Genomic DNA, 16,487 nt, shown 5'->3' on the forward strand with positions numbered 1-16,487 from the left:
CCCTTATTAAAATTACTATACTAAAATTCTAGCAAGGGGAGCCTGCTTCCGCTAGGCGTAAAATCTTTTACGCTTACGTTTTATTAATATTATATTAACTCACCCTTCATTATTCCATATCCAAAGTATTTGAATTCTCCCATATTGGTGCAGATAGATGGTAGAACAGATCTTAATGTTGTAACATTTAGATTAGGATTCTGCTGTTTTAATAGAGTGCATATTCCGCCAACTATTCCGAATTGAGCTTTAAATTCTAGTTTAGTACTTAGAGAAAAATAACTGTCTTTATCGTATACAGGGAAGCCTTCTTCGTAGCAGGTAACGTCTATATAACCTACATCAGTAGATTTTTTTTGTTTAGAAAGTCTGCACATAATGCATTTGGGATAGAACCAGAAGAGAATTTTAGATAATCACCTGAAAGCTGATTTACAATAGTTATTATATTAGCATCATTCATATGCTTGAATAAGTTATCTTTATTTGTATATGATCCAAGCTGTAGATTTCTTGCTATAACTATATCCATCTTATTATTTATACACCATTGAAGGGCTTGAAGCTGTAGTGATTCATTAGTGTATGAGTATGCTGCATTGCTTTGTTTTTTTACTGAATATAGAGTACAGTTTGGTGCTATAGATTTTACTATGCTTGCAGTAACAATACCTTGTCTATATACGTCCGAAGTGCTTGATGTTGGCTGGAAAGCTATATAGTTTGGCCCATAATTTACTGAATCAATGTTGCCTACTTTATTTATTCTTGAATCAAGTATTGCAACCGTTATATTATTTCATGTAAAACCGTTTTTATGAAGAGTGGTTACATTAACATTTCAAAGTTGATAGTATATTTAGTGATATATTCTTCTTTATATTTCTTTTTAGTATCCATACATATGCTTAGAGTAGTCTTTCCGTTTTTTATGTTTTAATAGAATTAGAAAAAATAATTGATAGATAGGATAGATTCATTAGAGGCTGTTACAAGTATATCTTGATTATTATACATCATTTTATAGATTTCTTTATTCATGAAGGTATCTTATTTGACTTGGAAACGCCTACATTAATTATTGCTTTATATAAATTACAAGCAGGAGCTACTCCAGAATTAGTTCTGGTGATTAAGGAAGCTAATTTTAAATATTCATTTATATTATCTTTATTCATTTTTATACCTCATATATTTAAATGATATATTGCAGTATATTAAATTCAATTTTATTCGAATCTTATTAACATAAAATTCCATTAAAAACTTTTTAAAGATTTTTTATTTTTTCTTATTGAAAAAATTGGAAATATAAGTTACAATATATATAAGAAATGACAAATAATCGAAATGGAGGAATAAAATGAAAAAGAGTTTAAGGGTTTGTCATTCTAAGGATATTGATGCAACAGACTTAGATGGTGAAAAAGTAATGATGAATTTAGAATTAGGTAGATATTTTGCTTTAAATCCTGTGGGAAGTAGAATATGGGAACTAATGAATAATGAAATTAGTGTTGAAGACATAATTAAAATATTATTAAGTGAATACAATGTTGAAGAACAGACTTGTGAAAAAAGTGTTCTTGAATATTTAGAAAAATTGAAAAATGCTGATCTTATCAAAATTGTATAGAAAGCTGAAAAAATTTAATTCATTTACTTTTGTGAACAAGATATTTCATATTAAAGTCTATATTATCACTGGTGTATTTAGAGCTTGTATTCTTTATTTTCCTTTTAATAAGCTTAAGAATTATATGGGAAACAAAAATGAAGAATCAAAAAGAAATATAACTAAAAATGAATATAATGAAGCTGTTAGAATAGCTATGACAATTAAGCGAGTTGTAAAATATACTCCATGGGAAAGTAAATGCCTTGTTCAGTCTCTTACTGCTCAATATTTTCTTAATAAAAAGCATATTTCGAGTACTTTATATTTAGGATTATCAAGAGAAGAAATACTTAATCCAGATCGAAAATCAACAGAGTTAATTGCGCATTCGTGGATAAGATGTGGTGATTATTTCGTTACAGGAGGGAATGGACAAGGTTTTGCAGTAGTTGCGAAATTTTGTAAGTGAAAAAAATTATGCAATCTTGGCTATAAAGGCCTTGATATATAAGGGTAATAAATATAATTAACCCTACTATTTATAATGAAAGGTGGAATTATACAATGAAAGAATGGGAAAATCCAGAAATTAATGAATTAGGAGTTGAATCAACTGAGTTTGGTCCAGAACCAGGAACACATGTTGATGCTCACTTTGTTGATGAAAATGGAAATAGCTTATGGAGTTATGTAAGCTAGTATAAAAGAAAACCCAAAAATGATTTTTGTATATCATTTTTGGGACTTCTTAATTTTAGACGGTATAAATGGAGGAGAGTGTATGAGTGGCTTAATTAGTGGAGCTATAAATTTTGATAAGGATACATTTGATTTTATAAAAAAAGTTAATTTAAATACATTTAATACATATAAAATAGATAACTTAAGAATGTTTGATGATGAGAAAATATTTATGCTTTGTGGGCAACAGTATATAACTAAGGAAGATACATATGAAAAAATGCCTTTTTATGATGAGAATTCTAAGTTGCTTATTAATGGCGATATTATTTTAGATAATAGAAAAGATCTTTGTGAAATTTTTGGGATTTCTAAAGAAGATAGTTTTTTTGTACCAGATAGTATTCTTATATTAGAAGCATATAAAAAATGGAATTATAACTGTCCTAACCACCTTTTGGGAAATTTTGCATTTGTTATTGTAGATAAAAATAATAATGAAATTTTTTGCGCAAGAGATCATATGGGGTGTAGACCTCTATATTATTATTATGATAAAGAAAAATTTGCATTTTCTACAATTAGTAACGTACTTCTTCCGTTTACACATAGAGGATTAAATGAGCGATGGATAACTGATTTTATGGCAATATTAGGACCACTAAATAATTCAGAACCATTGGAAACTATATATAATGATATATTTCAGCTTCCACCAGCTCACATTATGATTATTAAGAATAATAAAATGGTAAAAAAGAAATATTGGGATCCAATCAAGGAAGTTAAACCACTAAAATTGAAATCTCATGAAGAATATGTTGAAAAATTCTTAGATATATTTAAAGAAGCAATTAATTGTAGATTGAGAACATCTTATGATGTTGGAATAATGATTAGTGGAGGATTAGATTCCAGTTCAGTGGCTGCTTTAGCAAGTAGAAAATTAGAAGAAGAAGGAAAAAGACTAAAGGGATATAGTTTTGTACCAATGAAAGGGTATGCTGAAAAATCTAAATCTAGGAGAATGGTTGATGAAAGTGAATATGTTAAATTAATAGAAAATTTTTGTGGAAATATCGATGTGGAATTTTGTATGAATGAAGGATTAAATTCTATATCAAATATAGATGAACTTATAAATATGTATGAGCAGCCAATAAAAACACTTGAGAATAGTTATTGGATTACTGAAATTGTTAAAAAGTGTTCTGAAAATAATATTAAAATTCTTTTATCAGGACAATTTGGAAATGGAACAATTTCATTTGGAGACTTTTTTATTCACATGGATAGCTTATTAAAAGATCATAAAATTTCAGAAATAATAAAGGAAGTTAACTGTGCAGCAGAAAAATACAGTGTATCTAAAAAGGATATTTATAAGTTGATTTTAAAAAATGAAATACCATATAATATTAAGAAGTTAATTTATAAGAAATATAATACGGTAGAGGCTAGATTCGGATATACTCCAGTTAATCCTAAGTTAATAGATAAGTGGAATGTTGTAGAGAGGTTTGACGAATCTGAATATAATTTAATTATTCCAATATTTAGTGGAATAGATAAGTATAGAAAGAAGTTATTAAGTGAAACTTCATTATCTCATATTGCAATAATGGAAGTGAAGGATTCATTGAAATATGGAGTGATAAAAAGGGATCCAACTAGGGATAAGAGGATTGTTGAGTTTTGTTTAAGTTTACCGAGTGAGGTTTTTGTTCATAATGGTGAAGAAAGATATTTGATTAGGAGTTCTATGAAAGGCATACTACCTGAAAAAATTAGAACAAATTGGAAAAATAGAGGGATTCAGAGTGCAGATTGGGTTGAAAGATTAATACCAGAGTGGAATAACATATATGCCCAAATTAAAGAAGCTTTACAAGATGATGAGATTGTAAAGTATATAGATGTTCCAAAGGTTAATAAGTATCTGGATAAATATAAGGGAATTACTGATACTTGTGATAAGCAAGAAATAAAGTGTTTACTAATAGTATTAGTGTTATATAAATTTTTTATACAGTATAGAGAAAAAATAGAATTGTCTTTAGGACAAAATTAAAAATAAATAATAATTTATTAGTATAAATAGTAAAGGGGAAGTATATGCAGAAAAAGTGGTATTATTATAGAGTTTATGGGTTGAATATTAAATCTGATATTGAGATAAAAGAATTTGTAGAAATAAATAATCATGATTCTATTCAAGTTACTATATGTTATAGTGAAATACCAGATAGAATTATTAATAAATTTAGAGAAGGAAATGTGTGTGACATAAATGATAATGATATATGGTTTAATATTGAAAATATAGCAGTATATCATGTTAAAGACGGTAATTTGATTAATTATAACCCTTATGAAAATGTAGATTTTTATTATTTAAAAACTTTTATAGAATGTACTTGTTTAGGATTTATAATGTTACAGAGAAATAAAATAGCTATTCATGGAGGGACATCAGTAATAAATTACCAAGCTATTATTATTACAGGAGAAAAAGGTGCAGGAAAGTCTTCTTTGACAACAGCATTAAGAGAAAAAGGATATAAATTTATTTCAGATGATATTGCTCCGATTGAGTTTGGGGATAGTATAGAAGTTAATCCTGGGTTTCCATATCAAAAATTATGCTATGATACAGCAAAAAAAATGGAATATAATCCAGATGAATTTTTCTCATTTATGAGTGATTCAGAAATTAAGTATTTAATACCTGTATTTAATGACTTTCAATCTAAAGATACTGAGTTAGCTTCTATATTTGAGATAGTTAAAGGTAATGTTGATACTGTAATTATTGAAGAAGTTAAGTCGTCTGATAAATTAGCCAATATAATTAAAAATATATATAGAGGCGAATTCATAGGAATATTAGGTGGAATGAAGCCAGAATATTTTAAAAAGTGTTTGAATATTGCTCAAAAAGTTAAAATGTATAAAATAATTAGACCATATAAAGGATTTACTGTAGATGATCAGATAAGATTAATTGAAGAAAAAGTATTTACTAGAGGAAAAAATGAAATTATTTATAAATGCTAATATTTTGATATATGAAAGGTATTAGTTGGTAAGTTTACTAATAAGAATGGGGCTGTTGCACTAAAGTGCACAGCTCCGTTTTTAGTGTGCCCAGCATGGGCACGTGCTAATCGGTGAAAGTCCGTTGCGGGGGCTGATAGTGCCAACCGCTTAGCTAATGGCAAGGGTGTCCATCGCGAGGTGGAATCTGAAGGAAGCCTAAGGCAAAACCTTGGTCTGAGGTACACGAATCACATTTGAGGCTTAATGCTATGGGTAAGCTTGCTAAACAAAGTAAAACCCTATAACTATCCGAAATAGCAAGAGTAAATGTGGCAGATATATGAGGTGAAAGTACGTGTTCTTACCTGGGGAGATCTGATAGATATGTACCAAATGAATAAAAATTCTAGGTTACAACCCACATAGTGATATGTGACTGAACTATCAGAAGTCAGCAGATGTCATAGTAACTCCGCTAATTGGATTGTCAACACTTTTTAATACATTTTTTATTCGGTCATATTTGCAAGTCTATACTCAACTGGAGTCATATAGTTTAAAGAACTATGAATGCGTTTATTATTATACCATAATACATAACTTCTTAATTCTAACTTAAGTTCTTCTAAACTATTAAAAATTCTATTGAATGCAAATTCTGTTTTTATTATTTTATATCCAGCTTCCGCTACGGCGTTGTCATAAGGACAGCCTTTCTTACTTAAAGATCTTTGTATTTCAAATGTTTCTAGAATTTCATCAATAATTTTATTTTTAAATTCATTTCCTCTATCTGTGTGAAATATCTTCACTTTCTTCAAATTAATCGTAGAATTCATAAATGCTTCATATACTAGCTTGGCATCTTTATTAGGACCAGCAGAATAGCCAACAATTTCTCTATTAAACAGGTTAATCAATAAGCAGATATAATGCCATTTCCCTGAAACATTAACATATGTTAAATCGCTTACTACTATTTCTAAGTCTTCTCTATCATTAAATTCTCTATGTACAATATTATCAATTTTTTCTTCATTACATTTAGATTTATGGACTTTATACTGTTTTACAGTATAATTTGAAACCAACCTATATTTATTCATTATTTCACGTATTTTTCTTCTTGAAGCTATCATACCTTGCTTTGCTAGTTCTATTTTTATTTTTCTTGTTCCATAGTTATTTTTACTTTCTCTAAATATTGAAATAATTGCATTTTCAAGTTTAGTATTGCATACTCTAATTTTTCTTTTATAATATACTAAACTTCTAGGAATATTTAAAACTCTGCACATTGCGCTGATACTGTACTTTTCTTTATTAGACAATATTATTTCTATTTTCGTGTCATTATCAGCGCTGCCTGCTTTAAAATATCATTTTCCATTAGTAATTGTTTATTTTCCTTGCGGAGACGTAGTAATTCATTTTCTTCATCAGTGCGATTATCTTTGGCCTTGAATGACCCAGAATTGCTATAATCTTTCACCCACTTATTTATTGTAGATTTTGCTATATCATATTCTTTTGAGATGTCTGCTGTAGATTTGCCATTTTGCTTTAACGCAACTATTTGCTTTTTAAAATCATCAGTGTAATTCGTTGATTTTCTAGCCATAATATTCTTCTCCTTTTTCACAATTTTTTATATTATATCATGACCGAATAATTACTGTCTAATTAATTATAACCAATCCAATTATTGTAATATAGCTGTAGCTGAAGTAATGGGAGTATTAGCATTAATAAAACAACAGGATTCTTCTATTAATAATGCCAAAAAAGTAAGAGCATTGCTTCCTAAATTATGTGAAGTACTTTATGGTGGGAAAAATGATAAAACTGGATATGGATTATTAAAAGCAGGATTTATAAATAAGTAAATTTTTTTGAATTTAAAGAAGCATAAATTTAAAAATAATAGTTTTGATAAAATAATCCATATATTAAAATAAATGTATAAAACTGTGATGTAAGGGGAGGAGAGTTGTTATGAAAGAATGGGTAGAGCCTCAAATAATTAACTTGGTTTTGAAGGAGACTAAAGGAAAAGGGAATGATAATTGGATGAATGGAAATGGTCATGGTCCAAATTGTCCTTGCATACATTGCCGTATTCCTAAATCTTAATAGATAATAGTTTTGAAGGGAGTGCATCAGATGATTAAAAATCATTCTGCATACAGATCCCTTTTTTGTATTTAACTAGTATCAAACTTGTTTTGATATAACCCCTTTGTTTGTGTTAGTTATATGTTTATTTTCTAACCTATAGACTTTATCGCATATTTCAAGAGCAGAAGGCCTATGAGTAATTATTATACAAGTTGGCTTTGGAGTTAGATTTTTTATTTGATTTAATACCTGTAATTCTGTTTCAGGATCTAGTGAAGAGGTTGCTTCATCTAAGATTAAAATAGGTCTTTTTCTAAGTAGTGCTCTTGCTATAGTAAGTCTTTGAGCCTGTCCTTCGGAAATTCCTACTCCTTTTTCTCCAATAACTGTATTTATATTGTTTTCTAGTGTATTTACAAAATCATAAGAACGTGACATTTTTAATGCATTATCTATCTGTTCATCAGTTGCATCAGGGTTTCCAAATTTTAGATTTTCTAGAATTGTTCCAGAAAATAAGGTATTACCTTGTGGTACATATGATATTAGATTTCTATCTTTGACTGTAAGAGGAATACCATTAATTTTTATTGAACCATTTTCAGGTGATATTAGCGACAATAAGAGACGGATAATAGTTGTCTTACCTTCTCCTGATGGCCCTATTAACCCTATGGTTTCGCCATTATCTATATTTAATGAAATATCCTGAAGTATAGGAGTTCCTTTAATATAGCTATATGATACATTATCAAATGAAATATTATTTAAAACTGTAGCTGCTATTTCATCATAGTTATTATAAGAAACTGGATATGAATTTTTATTTTTTATAGCTCTAGGCTTTAAAAATTGAACATCTTCAACTTTCATATTTTCAACTTCCATTAATCTTTCAGCAGCTGCACATGCTGATATAAATTGAGGAAAAGCAGAAGCTAAACTATATATAGGAGCTTGTATATTTCCAAAGAGCTGGAACATGGCTGTAAGGTTACCAAAGCTAGACGCAATATTATTGGCTGAAATTGTAAGAGAACCCCATACAAATACAACGAAATATCCAAGCATTGAACTTAATGATAATAATCCATTTGAAATACAACTTAAATAGCTTTTCTTTATGGATAAATTTAATTTTTCATTTTGAAGAGTATTTAATGTATTTATTCGTGAGTTTTCAAGACAAAAGCTTTTTACAATTAAAATATTATTAAAGCTTTCTTGAATAAATCTATTATATTCTGTCTGCTTTTTTTGAATATTTATATAAAACTGCTTAAGTTTTCGTCCATAAATCTTACTTGCCAATATAAGAAATGGAAAGACTGCTAAAGCCACAAAGGCCATTAGTGGCGAGATGTATAAAAGTGCTGTAAATGAAGATACAAACATTACGAGTAAGGAAATAATATTTGGTATTACTGATACTAATAAATTAGTAATTGTATCTGTATCATTAGTCATACGAGTTAGAAGTTCTATGCTATGATATTTTTTATGATTTAACCATGTACTATAAAGTATATGATTATATAATTGTTCCTGTAATCTGTTTTTTGTTTTTTCAGAACTGTATGTTGAAACAATACTTTGTATTGAATTGATTGCTATTCTTAATAATAATAGCAGTGCAAACAGAGTAATCCATTTTATTACCTCATCCATATTATTTGAACTGGCAGAGTCAATAAGCTTTTTTGTAATGAGGGCAGTTCCAACACTTAAGAGAGAACCTAAAGAACCTAGAATAATTAAGAGTACTATTAAAGGAAAGGTTTTTTTGCATCTTTTGTATATCCATATCAAATTGTGTATTATATTTTTCATGATACCTCCTAGTTTTTAATATGTTATTTGAAATAAATGTTTTTTTATAACAAATAAACAAATTTGTTAAAATATTCAAAGTGTGATATAATACATTATACTACAATATTTTTATAATTAAAAGATTTTATATTAGAAGGTGATATAGTAATGGGAAAGAGAATAAGAAAGGCAGTAATTCCAGCAGCAGGTTTAGGGACAAGATTCTTACCAGCTACTAAGGCTCAGCCAAAGGAAATGCTTCCAATTGTAGATAAGCCAACAATTCAATATATTATTGAAGAAGCAGTTGCATCTGGGATAGAAGAAATATTAATTATTACAGGAAGAAATAAAAAATGCATAGAAGATCATTTCGATAAATCTGTTGAGCTTGAAATGGAACTTGAAAGTGCTCAAAAATATGAAATGCTTGAAACCGTAAAAGATATTTCAAACATGGTTGATATGTATTATATAAGACAAAAGGAACCATTAGGACTTGGTCATGCAATAGGATGTGCTCAGGCATTTGTAGGAGATGAGCCTTTTGCTATACTTCTTGGTGATGATATAGTTTATAGTCCAGAAAAGCCATGTCTAAAACAACTTATTGAATGTTATGATGAATATCAAACAAGTATTTTAGGAGTACAGACAGTTGCTGATGACAAGGTAAGTAAGTATGGAATAGTTGATGGTATACAGATTGATAATAAAGTATGTAAGGTAAAGGGAATGGTAGAAAAGCCAGCCATAGGAGAAGCGCCTTCAAATACTGCAATACTTGGCAGATATATAGTTACACCAAGAATATTTGATATTATCAAGAATACAAAGCCTGGAAAAGGAAATGAAATTCAGCTTACAGATGCACTTCTTTCTCTTATAAATGAAGAGGCTATATATGCTTATAATTTTGATGGAAAGAGATATGATGTTGGAGATAAGTTAGGCTTCTTACAAGCTACCGTTGAATATGCATTAAGAAGACCAGAATTAAGAGATTCATTTGAAGAATATTTAAAAGATATCACTAATAGTTTTAGTGATAAATAAGGATATTACTAAGAGATTATTAAATGAAGAAGATTATTTTTGCAGTTTTATCTTTAGCATGGATAATATTTATATTTTTTAACTCATCTCAAAGTGGAAGTGTATCGCATGGTATAAGTTTGAAGATTGCTAACAAGATTTCATATATTATATCTAGATTCATAAATATCAAAATAGGAAGTATGGATTTTTTTGTTCGGAAATGTGCTCATGGTTTTGAGTTCATGATGCTTGCTATTATAATAATGATCAGCCTTAATGCATTACTAGGAGATAAAAAGAATATCTTATTTCTAACACTTTTATCTATATTAATTATTGCAGGCTTAGATGAAACACTACAGATTTTTATATCAGGAAGAACTTCCAAGGTTACAGATGTATTAATAGATTTCCTTGGAGGAGTAGTGGGATGTATTATAACATATAAGTTTCTTTTATTTAAAATAAACTTATTTTGAATTCGTAATAATAGACTAATAATTAAGAATATTATGATAACCACAACGTACTGTAATAGTATGCTGTGGTTATTTTACTAATTTAATATTATGTTTCGTTATATTAATTTTCATAAATAAATTGTTTGATTTTTGATTTTGTAGTTTCTTCATCAAATACGTAATAATATATATTATTAATCATTGTACCAGTAGAATCATCATCTTCTGGGAATCTAGACTGGCTTATGCCCTTATCTTTTAATGAGTTAATCTTCATTTCAAGTGAGATTATTTCCAAATTACTTAAATTAGTATTTATATGTGGAAGAATAGTATTTAAAACTTCTGGATAGTCAGTTATAGGAATATTCTTTAGGTTGTCAAATAACTTTTTAAATATAGTCCTTTGTCTTTCAGTTCTTTTAAAATCACCACCATCAGTATAACGGATTCTTGAATATGCCAACGCTTCAGTTCCATCTACTTCTTGCTCTCCAGTATTTGATATTTCAGAAGAGGAAGTTTCATTAAGTGAATTTATATGGTGTATATAGTTGTTTATATATTGAAGTTCATCATCACTTATATCTAGTGTTAATCCACCTAATTTATCTATAACTTTAGGAAAAGAGGAAAAGTTTAAAGAAACAAACTTACTTATATTTAGATTAAAGTTTTTATTAAGTGTTTCTACAGCAAGTGAAGGCCCACCAAATGCATAGGCGTGGTTTATTTTATCTTTAGTTTCTCTTCCAGGTATGTCCACATAAGAATCACGTATAATTGAAGTAAGCTTTAATTTTCCATGTATATTATCAATAGTAAAAATCATTATACAATCTGCTCTGCCTTGTTCACCTTCTGTAGCATCTATACCGAATATTGCTATATTTTCTATGTCTTTATTACTAGCAACATTTTCTGAAGAATTATTAAGTTGAGTAGTTTCAGTATCATTGTTTATAGTATCTTCATTTAAAGGTACTTTATTAATCTTACTTAAATAAACGTTTGCAGCAATAGCGGAAAAAGCAAAGAGATTTAACATTATTAAAACTGTAACAAATAGTATTTTCCTTATCTTATGCACTAATTTAGCCTTTGTACTATTATTCTCTTTGTTATTTGAATTATTAATACACATACAATCACTTCTTTCCATTTTGTAAAAATATAAGATTGATATCGATTAGATATAATAAATCATAAATGATTTAAATTACAAATATTGGATATAATTATATTATACATTGAATTTTATAAAATTAAATCCTTGAAATGGAAAATTTTTTGCTAGATATATTATGATGGTATATTTATTTGTTTATTTTTGAATAATATTATTTAGTTAAACAATAAAGTATAAAATCAGACTAATATTGACATTGAATATTAACAAATAGAAAAGTATAATTAGAATAATGTCAAAAAAATTAATTTTATATATTAATAATGGTAAAGGAGAATATTGAAAAAACTATGATGAGGTTTATGGTTGTTTATTTTATTATAGTAATATTTATTCTATTATTTTTTCATTCAGCTCATAGAAAGTGGTAAATTTCATTAGACATATATTATCTATAAAAAACATATATATTAATTGTAGAAATAATTTAATTTTATAGTATTAATATATGGGAGGACATTTGTTGTGGTTGAAAGATCAGTATTAAAAACCAATGCAAAGAACCAGTTGAGAGGAAAGTGGGGGATTGCAGTATTATCGTTCCTTATAGGAATAATTGTGATTAGTATTTTTAGTGGAATAGGTAATTTTGTAGATTCTAATGGATTAAAGATTGTTTTAGGACTTATACCATTACTTATAACTGGTGCTATATGTTATGGATTATGTAATATTTCTTTAAATTTTGCTAATAACAATGAAGTTCAGATTAGTGATGTATTTGCTGGGTTCAATAGCAGAGTTTACTTAAAAACATTAGGTTTAAATATTTTAATAGGAATCTTAGTATGTATTGGTACATGTATTTTGATTATTCCAGGAATAATTTTAGCATTAATGTATTCACAAGCATTTTTTATTCTATGTGAGGATAATGATAAGGGAGTTATTGAATGCATGAAAGAAAGTTCAGCTATGATGAAAGGTCATAAGTGTGAATTATTTGTTCTTGAGTTAAGTTTTATATTATGGGGGCTAGTATGTATGATTACCTTTGGAATTGCATCCCTTTGGGTAACTCCTTATATGTATGTTACTTATGCTAATTATTATAAAGCATTAGTGGGTGTTGTTCAGTAATATTAGTATCAAATAAATAATTTAAATAGAAATTAAGTATTTTTGGTGGATTATAGCTTAGTGCTAAATCCACCTTTAATTTTGTTGTTTTATTTATCTATAATAACTATAGATAGATTTTAGGTGTAAATTATTTATTATTGTGAATTTATTAACAAAATATATTTACAAAAATAGAAAAAATATATAAAATGAAAATATATTACATTAATATAAAGTGGAGGAGTAAAATGGAAAGAGGGATTTTAAAAAGCAATGCAAAAAGCCAGTTGAAGGGAAAGTGGTTTCTTACAATTGCTGTAATGTTACTTTCAGGAGTGATTACAAGTATTATTTCTAGCATATTAAACTTAGTTGCAAATGGATTAGGTGCAATTGTATCATTTTGTATTTCAGGAATTTTTACTTTTGGAGTAACTACTTATACATTAAATGTGGCAAAAAATAGAGATGCAGCATTTACTGATTTATTTGATGGCTTTAATGGAAATGTAATATTAAAGGCAATAATATTAGGAATTATAGTTACAATATCAACTGCAGCAGGATTATTCTTATTTGTAGTACCAGGAATAATAATAAGTATTATGTTTTCACAATCATTTTATATATTAATTGAAAATAATGAAATGTCTCCAATTGACTGTATTAAAAAAAGTACTGAAATGATGAAAGGACATAAAAAGGAATATTTCATGCTTTATTTAAGTATAATTGGATGGGTTATTCTTATGGTACTAATTTTAGCTGGATTGATAATAAATTTAGCAGTGACTGAATCGATAGTTTCTATATTATTAATTGTTATAGGAGGAATTGCCACAGCTATTTTATCTTTTGTTTTAAGTGCATATTTATCAGTAGCATTAGCTAATTTCTATTTGGAATTAAAAGCAAAAAAAGAAAATTGATTATTCAGAATTTTAATAATAAAAGCACTTTCAGTTAGTTTTGAAAGTGCTTTTGTTATTATATGAAGCAATTACAATTTTTGTTTTCAAATAAGATGAAATTTAAAATTAAAAAGATTTACTAATTTATAGATTAATTCTGCTATTAAGTTTAATGTTTGGTAATTTGATAACAATTATTATATGATAATTTAAATGAATACGATATATATATATTAATCCTGCAACCAATGGAGAAAAGGCCATATTTACAGAAAGTATATTGTTATGTACAATATGAGTGCATCGAGTTACTATTTTACGAAAGAAGGAGACGTATTATGGAAAGACGTGAATTAAAAAGTAGTGCGAAAGAACAATTGGGAGGAAGATGGTGCCTAACAATAGCTGCTCTAGTAATATCAGGAATGATAGGTAGTGTAATATCAGCTGTGATTGGATTATTAACACCAGGCTTAGGAATTATAGTTTCCCTTTGTATTCAAGGAATTGTGGAATTTGGAATAGTTACTTATTCATTAAATGTTGTAAGAGATAATGATGCTAGATTCACTGACATTTTTGATGGATTCAGTTCTCATATTATTCTAAAAGCAATAGTATTAGGAATTATAGTAACAGTTTCAGTTGCAGCAGGATTAATGATATTTATAATACCAGGAATAATAATAGGACTTATGTTTTCACAATCATTCTTTATTTTGTTTGATAATCCAGAATTAACACCAATTGAATGTATTAAAGCAAGTGCAGAAATGATGAGAGGACATAAATGGGAATGCTTTGTTCTTTACTTAAGTTTTATAGGATGGGCAATTCTTATAGTTATTATTTCAACAGCATTTATTTGGGGTTCATTTGTCGTTATTAGTCCAACACTTACAACAATACTATTTGTTTTAGGTGTAGTAGTATCTACAGTAATGGGCTTATTCTTATCAGCATATATGCTAATAACTTTTGCTAATTATTATGTAGAACTAAGAGCCATAAATGATATTATAATGTAAAAAAGTTATAATAATTTTTAGTATGAAAGACACTTTCGAGATTTTTTGAAAGTGTCTTTTATTATGTGTAAAATTATCAAATTAATAAAGTTTTTGAAAAATATAGCAAAAATTAATAATTAGAATTATAATTAAATATGAATACTATTATTTTATAGTATATTTAAGGGGGGCAAAACATGAAGAAGATAAGGATAGCACTACTGGGATTGGGGAATGTTGGCCGTGGTGTCTGGATGATATTAAATTCTAACAAAGAAGAAGTAAGCAAGAGATGTGGATATGAAGTTGAAATAGCTAAAGTCCTTGTAAGAAACAAAAATAAAAAAAGAGCAGTTGAAATTCCAGATAATATAATTACTACTGATTTTAATGAAATTCTTAATGATGACAGCATTAAAATAGTTGTTGAGGTTATGGGAGGAATGGAGCCTGCCAGGGAATATATGCTTAAGTGTATGGATAAGAAAAAACATATAGTTACTGCAAATAAGATGCTTCTTGCTACAGAAGGAGATGAATTATTTCAAAAAGCAGATGAGATGGGAATAATGTTCCAATATGAAGCAAGTGTAGCTGGAGGAATTCCTATAATAAAAGGAATAGATGAAAGTCTTACTGCAAATAAAATTGAAACTTTATATGGAATTGTTAATGGAACTACAAATTATATATTGAGTAAGATGGAGACTGAAGGAGCAGCTTTTGATGATGTATTAAAGGAAGCTCAAGAAAAGGGGTATGCAGAAGCTGACCCTACTTCTGATATTGAAAGCTATGATGCTCAATATAAGATTGCAATACTTGCATCATTAGCTTTTGGTACTAAAATTGATGTTAATAATGTATATAGAGAAGGTATAACTAAAATTGAAGCTGTAGATATGAAATATGCCAGTGATTTTAATATGGCTATAAAGCTTCTTGCTATAGCAAAAGAAGTTGATGGAAAAGTTCAGCTTAGAGTACATCCAACAATGATTCCTAAAAAGCATCCTTTAGCCAATGTATATGATTCGTATAATGCTGTATTTATTAAAGGAAATGCAGTAGGAGATTTAATGTTCTATGGAAGAGGAGCAGGAGACCTTCCTACAGGAAGTGCAGTTGTAAGTGATATAATATCTATTGTAAGAAGTAATGTTAATACAGAAAATGAAAATCCAGTAGTTAAGAATAACTTATGGGAAAAAGAAATAAATGATATAAGCACTATTGAAAGTAAATATTATATTAGAGCTACAGTCTTAGATGAGCCTGGAGTGCTTAGCCAGATAACAGCTCTTTTTGGAAAGAATAGTGTAAGCTTACGTTCTGTAATTCAAAAGGGTGATGAAGAAGATGGACTTGTTACAATTGTACTTATAACTCATAAGACTTATGAAAAGAAGTTTATGGATGCTATGAAAGAAATAAGGCTGCTTAGAGGAGTAAAAAATATAGATAACATAATAAGAATTGAAGATTTTAAAGAAAAATAACATGTTTACTAATTATAAAAATAGGGTCATACTGAATTTGTATGGCCTA

Annotated in this window: 19 protein-coding genes; 14 read left to right on the top strand and 5 right to left on the bottom strand. The window is 27.9% G+C overall.

Annotated elements, in window-relative coordinates; translation table 11 throughout:
- Positions 1-89 precede the first annotated feature (89 nt).
- A complete protein-coding gene (locus HF850_RS10010) occupies positions 90-377 on the bottom strand; it encodes a hypothetical protein (RefSeq protein ID WP_169105299.1) in 288 nt (95 codons plus the stop codon).
- A complete protein-coding gene (locus HF850_RS10015) occupies positions 338-532 on the bottom strand; it encodes a hypothetical protein (RefSeq protein WP_169105300.1) in 195 nt (64 codons plus the stop codon). Before HF850_RS10015 ends, HF850_RS10010 begins: the two co-directional genes overlap by 40 nt.
- A gap of 49 nt (positions 533-581) precedes the next feature.
- Between HF850_RS10015 and HF850_RS10020 the strand changes: the two genes are divergently transcribed.
- The 6 genes from HF850_RS10020 to HF850_RS10040 all read left to right on the top strand — a co-directional run bounded on the left by HF850_RS10020 (position 582) and on the right by HF850_RS10040 (position 5,356).
- Positions 582-722: a hypothetical protein gene (locus HF850_RS10020; RefSeq protein WP_169105301.1), complete on the top strand. Its 141-nt coding sequence runs from the start codon at positions 582-584 to the stop codon at positions 720-722.
- A 641-nt stretch (positions 723-1,363) separates the two neighbouring features.
- Positions 1,364-1,636, top strand: a complete 273-nt coding sequence (locus HF850_RS10025; protein ID WP_169105302.1) for a lasso peptide biosynthesis PqqD family chaperone — start codon at positions 1,364-1,366, stop codon at positions 1,634-1,636.
- Positions 1,637-1,667: 31 nt separating this feature from the next.
- On the top strand, positions 1,668-2,087 hold the full coding sequence (locus HF850_RS10030; protein ID WP_347564428.1) for a lasso peptide biosynthesis B2 protein: 420 nt from the start codon (positions 1,668-1,670) through the stop codon (positions 2,085-2,087).
- A gap of 95 nt (positions 2,088-2,182) precedes the next feature.
- Positions 2,183-2,317 carry a hypothetical protein gene (locus HF850_RS16050; RefSeq protein WP_279285841.1) on the top strand — a complete coding sequence of 45 codons (135 nt, stop codon included), beginning with the start codon at positions 2,183-2,185 and terminating at the stop codon, positions 2,315-2,317.
- Positions 2,318-2,399: 82 nt separating this feature from the next.
- Positions 2,400-4,370: an asparagine synthase-related protein gene (locus HF850_RS10035; RefSeq protein ID WP_169105304.1), complete on the top strand. Its 1,971-nt coding sequence runs from the start codon at positions 2,400-2,402 to the stop codon at positions 4,368-4,370.
- A 44-nt stretch (positions 4,371-4,414) separates the two neighbouring features.
- On the top strand, positions 4,415-5,356 hold the full coding sequence (locus tag HF850_RS10040) for a hypothetical protein (RefSeq protein WP_169105305.1): 942 nt from the start codon (positions 4,415-4,417) through the stop codon (positions 5,354-5,356).
- Between the two features lie 491 nt (positions 5,357-5,847).
- On the opposite strand, the gene HF850_RS10045 is transcribed toward HF850_RS10040, so the two are convergent.
- A protein-coding gene (locus tag HF850_RS10045) for an IS3 family transposase (RefSeq protein WP_169105306.1) occupies positions 5,848-6,959 on the bottom strand; the annotation gives its coding sequence in 2 pieces (ribosomal slippage) (positions 5,848-6,713 and positions 6,713-6,959; 1,113 coding nt in all).
- A 109-nt stretch (positions 6,960-7,068) separates the two neighbouring features.
- Here HF850_RS10045 and HF850_RS10050 point away from each other — a divergent pair.
- Positions 7,069-7,224: a hypothetical protein gene (locus HF850_RS10050; RefSeq protein WP_169105307.1), complete on the top strand. Its 156-nt coding sequence runs from the start codon at positions 7,069-7,071 to the stop codon at positions 7,222-7,224.
- A gap of 109 nt (positions 7,225-7,333) precedes the next feature.
- Positions 7,334-7,471 carry a hypothetical protein gene (locus tag HF850_RS10055; RefSeq protein WP_169105308.1) on the top strand — a complete coding sequence of 46 codons (138 nt, stop codon included), beginning with the start codon at positions 7,334-7,336 and terminating at the stop codon, positions 7,469-7,471.
- Positions 7,472-7,552: 81 nt separating this feature from the next.
- Here HF850_RS10055 and HF850_RS10060 read toward each other — a convergent pair whose 3' ends face one another.
- Positions 7,553-9,286, bottom strand: coding sequence for an ABC transporter ATP-binding protein (locus tag HF850_RS10060; protein ID WP_169105309.1), 1,734 nt, complete (start codon positions 9,284-9,286; stop codon positions 7,553-7,555).
- 150 nt (positions 9,287-9,436) lie between these two features.
- Here HF850_RS10060 and galU point away from each other — a divergent pair, with 150 nt between their 5' ends.
- A complete protein-coding gene (gene galU, locus HF850_RS10065) occupies positions 9,437-10,324 on the top strand; it encodes a UTP--glucose-1-phosphate uridylyltransferase GalU (RefSeq protein ID WP_169105310.1) in 888 nt (295 codons plus the stop codon).
- Between the two features lie 23 nt (positions 10,325-10,347).
- Entirely contained in the window at positions 10,348-10,785 is a 438-nt protein-coding gene (locus HF850_RS10070) for a VanZ family protein (protein WP_169105311.1), read from the top strand.
- A 103-nt stretch (positions 10,786-10,888) separates the two neighbouring features.
- On the opposite strand, the gene HF850_RS10075 is transcribed toward HF850_RS10070, so the two are convergent.
- The gene (locus HF850_RS10075) at positions 10,889-11,911 is read right to left on the bottom strand and encodes an LCP family protein (protein ID WP_169105312.1); all 1,023 of its coding nucleotides are present in this window, start codon (positions 11,909-11,911) and stop codon (positions 10,889-10,891) included.
- A 510-nt stretch (positions 11,912-12,421) separates the two neighbouring features.
- Here HF850_RS10075 and HF850_RS10080 point away from each other — a divergent pair.
- From HF850_RS10080 to HF850_RS10095, 4 genes are all read left to right on the top strand, one after another.
- Complete coding sequence (locus tag HF850_RS10080; RefSeq protein ID WP_169105313.1) at positions 12,422-13,036, top strand: DUF975 family protein; 615 nt, start codon at positions 12,422-12,424, stop codon at positions 13,034-13,036.
- A gap of 230 nt (positions 13,037-13,266) precedes the next feature.
- Positions 13,267-13,947, top strand: coding sequence for a DUF975 family protein (locus HF850_RS10085; protein WP_169105314.1), 681 nt, complete (start codon positions 13,267-13,269; stop codon positions 13,945-13,947).
- A 320-nt stretch (positions 13,948-14,267) separates the two neighbouring features.
- Positions 14,268-14,957: a DUF975 family protein gene (locus HF850_RS10090; protein WP_169105315.1), complete on the top strand. Its 690-nt coding sequence runs from the start codon at positions 14,268-14,270 to the stop codon at positions 14,955-14,957.
- 179 nt (positions 14,958-15,136) lie between these two features.
- Positions 15,137-16,438 (top strand): homoserine dehydrogenase, encoded by a 1,302-nt coding sequence (locus HF850_RS10095; RefSeq protein ID WP_169105316.1) that lies wholly within the window; start codon positions 15,137-15,139, stop codon positions 16,436-16,438.
- Positions 16,439-16,487 lie beyond the last annotated feature (49 nt).

The organism is Clostridium sp. SM-530-WT-3G (genome assembly GCF_012843905.1).
Classification (GTDB): domain Bacteria; phylum Bacillota; class Clostridia; order Clostridiales; family Clostridiaceae; genus Clostridium.

Bases quoted from the DNA above. Each gene is read 5' to 3' on its own strand.
- HF850_RS10010 (WP_169105299.1), bottom strand. From the start codon at position 377: ATGTGCAGACTTTCTAAACAAAAAAAATCTACTGATGTAGGTTATATA.
- HF850_RS10015 (WP_169105300.1), bottom strand. From the start codon at position 532: ATGGATATAGTTATAGCAAGAAATCTACAGCTTGGATCATATACAAAT.
- HF850_RS10025 (WP_169105302.1), top strand. From the start codon at position 1,364: ATGAAAAAGAGTTTAAGGGTTTGTCATTCTAAGGATATTGATGCAACA.
- HF850_RS16050 (WP_279285841.1), top strand. From the start codon at position 2,183: ATGAAAGAATGGGAAAATCCAGAAATTAATGAATTAGGAGTTGAATCA.
- HF850_RS10035 (WP_169105304.1), top strand. From the start codon at position 2,400: ATGAGTGGCTTAATTAGTGGAGCTATAAATTTTGATAAGGATACATTT.
- HF850_RS10040 (WP_169105305.1), top strand. From the start codon at position 4,415: ATGCAGAAAAAGTGGTATTATTATAGAGTTTATGGGTTGAATATTAAA.
- HF850_RS10050 (WP_169105307.1), top strand. From the start codon at position 7,069: ATGGGAGTATTAGCATTAATAAAACAACAGGATTCTTCTATTAATAAT.
- HF850_RS10055 (WP_169105308.1), top strand. From the start codon at position 7,334: ATGAAAGAATGGGTAGAGCCTCAAATAATTAACTTGGTTTTGAAGGAG.
- HF850_RS10060 (WP_169105309.1), bottom strand. From the start codon at position 9,286: ATGAAAAATATAATACACAATTTGATATGGATATACAAAAGATGCAAA.
- galU (WP_169105310.1), top strand. From the start codon at position 9,437: ATGGGAAAGAGAATAAGAAAGGCAGTAATTCCAGCAGCAGGTTTAGGG.
- HF850_RS10070 (WP_169105311.1), top strand. From the start codon at position 10,348: ATGAAGAAGATTATTTTTGCAGTTTTATCTTTAGCATGGATAATATTT.
- HF850_RS10075 (WP_169105312.1), bottom strand. From the start codon at position 11,911: ATGTGTATTAATAATTCAAATAACAAAGAGAATAATAGTACAAAGGCT.
- HF850_RS10085 (WP_169105314.1), top strand. From the start codon at position 13,267: ATGGAAAGAGGGATTTTAAAAAGCAATGCAAAAAGCCAGTTGAAGGGA.
- HF850_RS10090 (WP_169105315.1), top strand. From the start codon at position 14,268: ATGGAAAGACGTGAATTAAAAAGTAGTGCGAAAGAACAATTGGGAGGA.
- HF850_RS10095 (WP_169105316.1), top strand. From the start codon at position 15,137: ATGAAGAAGATAAGGATAGCACTACTGGGATTGGGGAATGTTGGCCGT.